At 77.3% G+C, this 2,996-nt stretch carries 2 protein-coding genes; both read left to right on the forward strand.

Annotation, left to right across the window (positions count from 1 at the left end; genetic code table 11):
• The coding region (locus DQW06_RS23910; protein WP_117199356.1) for a helicase-associated domain-containing protein at positions 1–2,014 on the forward strand (2,014 nt) is incomplete at its 5' end.
• 268 nt (positions 2,015–2,282) lie between these two features.
• Positions 2,283–2,741 (forward strand): hypothetical protein, encoded by a 459-nt coding sequence (locus DQW06_RS23915; RefSeq protein ID WP_013155188.1) that lies wholly within the window; start codon positions 2,283–2,285, stop codon positions 2,739–2,741.
• Positions 2,742–2,996: the final 255 nt, after the last annotated feature.

Consider the following 2,996-nt stretch of genomic DNA (forward strand, 5'->3'; position numbering starts at 1 on the left):
CCCCCAGCCCGCCCAGCTCGGCCCGCCCGCGCGCGTGCTGCTCGCCGCGCTGCCGCACGCCGCCCTCAGGAGGCTCGCCGACGACCTCGCGCCGGGCGGCGGGGACACCCCCGTCGAGGCGGTCGCCGCCGTGCTGTCCGCCCCGCCCGGACCGGTCGGCGACCAGGCCCGGCGGCTGCTGGACAGCATGGCGTGGGGGCCGCCGCACGGGACCGTCTCCGACGCCCGCCGCGAGGTCACCCTGGACACCGCCGCCTCCCCGGTCGAGGAGCTGATCGCCCGCGCCCTCCTGCTGCCGAGCGGCGACGACACCCTCACCCTGCCGCGCGAGGTGGGGCTACACCTGCGTTCGGGCCGGCTGTTCCGCGAGGTCACCACCGCGCCGCCGCCCTTCGAGGGGACCGCGCACCCCGCCGAAGCCGTGGCGCGGGCGGCCGCCGGGCAGGCCTTCACGGTGCTGCGGGCCGTCGAGGAGCTCCTGGAGCACTGGTCCGAGGACCCGGCCGCGGTGCTGCGCAACGGCGGCCTGGGCGTACGCGACCTGCGCCGCGCCGCCCAGACGATGGACACCGACGAGGCCACCGCCGCGCTGTTCGTGGAGGTCGCGTACGCCGCCGGGCTGCTGGGCGCCGACGACCGGGTCGAGGGCGAGTGGCTGCCCACCCGCGAGTACGACCTGTGGCGGGAGCGCGCGCCCGCGCACCGGTGGCTGCGGCTGGCCTCCGCCTGGCTGGAGTCGGACCGCGTGGCGTCGCTGAGCGGGTCGCGCGACTCGGGCGGACGGATGCGCAACGCGCTCGGTCCGGGCCTGGTCCGTCCGGCCGCGCCGCAGGCCCGCCGCGACCTGCTCACGGAGCTGGGCACCGCGGAACCGGGTCTGGCCCCGCTGCCGGACTCGCTGTCGGCGCGCCTGTCCTGGCGGCGCCCGCGCCGCCAGTCGCCGGTCTACGCCGAGCTGGTGCGGGCGGCGGCGGCCGAGGCGGCCGCGCTCGGCCTGACCGGGCGCGGCGCGCTGGCCGACCACGTCCGGCCGCTGCTGGACGGCGACGAGGACGCGGCCGCTCGTGTCCTGGGCGAAGAGCTGCCCAAGCCGCTGGACTACGTGCTGGTGCAGGGCGACCTGACGGCCGTCGCGCCGGGCCCGCTGGTGGCCGAACTGGCCCGTGAGCTGGCCCTGGTCGCCGACGTGGAGTCCACCGGCGGGGCCACGGTGTACCGGTTCACGGAGGGGTCGGTGCGTCGGGCGCTGGACGCCGGGCGGGGCGTCGCCGACATCACCGCCCTGCTCGAACGCCACTCGCGCACCCCGCTCCCCCAGGCCCTGCGGTACCTGGTGTCGGACGTGGGCCGGCGGCACGGGCGGTTGCGGGCCGGTTCGGCGTCGAGCTACCTGCGCTGCGACGAGCCCGCGCTGCTGGAGGAGCTGGTCAGCGACCGGCGGGCCGACGACCTGGGACTGCTGAGGCTGGCGCCGACCGTGGTGGCGAGCCGGTTGACCCGCGCCGCGCTGGTGGAGCGGCTGCGGCAGCTGGGGTACCACCCGGTGCCCGAGGGCGGGGACGGGTCGATGCGGCTGAGCCGTCCCGAGGTTCGCCGGGCCGACGCGGCGGACGCACCGCCCCCCGCGATGGACGGATCGGCGGTGTCGCGCGCGCTGGCGGCCGAGGCCGTGCGCGCCGTGCGGGCCGGGGACGAGGCCGCCACGGCGGCGCGCACACCGGTCCCGCTGCCCGAGAACGGCCCGCCGGGATCGCGGTCGGCGGCGGTGCTGGAGGTGCTCGCGGGAGCCGCCAGGGACGGTCGGAGGGTGTGGATCGGCTACACCGACACCGACGGCCGACAGGTGAGCCGGATCGTGGAGCCGTCGGGTGTGGACGGGGGCTTCCTGACCGCCTACGACGCGACCCGGGCGGCGGTGCACCGGTTCGCCGTGCACCGGGTGACCGCCGTGGCCGAGCTGGACCCGGAGCCGGGGGAGGAAACGGGGCGGCAGGAGCGGGTGGAGCCGCGCTAGGCAGTGTTTTTGGACCTCCGCTCCGCTTCGTCCCACCCGTCGCCCGCCACCACCCTCGACGGACGCCTGCGGCGCGGTCCTGCTCGTGCTCGGGCGTCCTTCGACGCGGGAACCTTCGGTGACTACGGCGGGCGGGCCCACGGGGGCGGGCCGCGCCGTACCGGACGGCGACGGCGCGGGGCGCACCCGGGTTCCTCACGACCGCCCCGGAGGCGGCGGGCTAGTCTGGAACCGAGTTGGTCGACCCACCGACAGCGAGAGAACCCCCATGAGCAACGCATCGCTGCCCCCCGGGGCATCGTCCCCCCGTGAGCACGGACGCGACGACGACCGCGAGCGCCGCAGGTCCCGCGCCCCCGGGCGCGGCGGGGGGCGCGAGGCCGGGAGCGACCGCCGCGACGACCGCGAGGACGAGCGCGACGGACCCGACGCACGCCAGGCGGCGATCGGGGCCAGCAGTTCGACGATGGCGCTGATCCTGCACGCCCTGACCTTCGTGTGCTGCATGAACTGGCTGTTCGGCGTCGCCGGGATCGTGTTCGCGGTGCGCGCCGCCCACGCCCGCGACCGGGGGCGCGCGGTCCAGGCGGAGACGCTCACGCGCTACTCCTGGTACTGCCTGGGCGCGGCCGGGGTGATGCTCTTCGTGATGCTGGTGCTGACGCTGGTGATGTTCACCCAGGCGGGCTCCTGGATCCAGGGGATCGTCCCGGTCACCAACTACTGAGCCGTGTTTGGCGGACGGGGCCACCGGGCACCGCGTCTGCACGGAGCGCGGGGGGACGTCCGGCGGCGACGGCGCCGGAAGCGGTACGAGGCGGGTCCGGCAGGCAGGGGGAGGGGGACGAACGGTGATGAACGGCGGAGGCGGCCCGAAGGCCTTCTGGGAGAGGACGCACGGTCACACACCGGGGTCCGTGTCCGGAGGCGGCCGGGGACGCCCGGCGCCGTTCCGGCTGCCTGGGGCCCGGGTCGCGCCCGG

It is taken from the genome of Nocardiopsis sp. TNDT3 (assembly GCF_003427465.1).
GTDB classification, from domain to species: Bacteria; Actinomycetota; Actinomycetes; order Streptosporangiales; family Streptosporangiaceae; genus Nocardiopsis; species Nocardiopsis dassonvillei.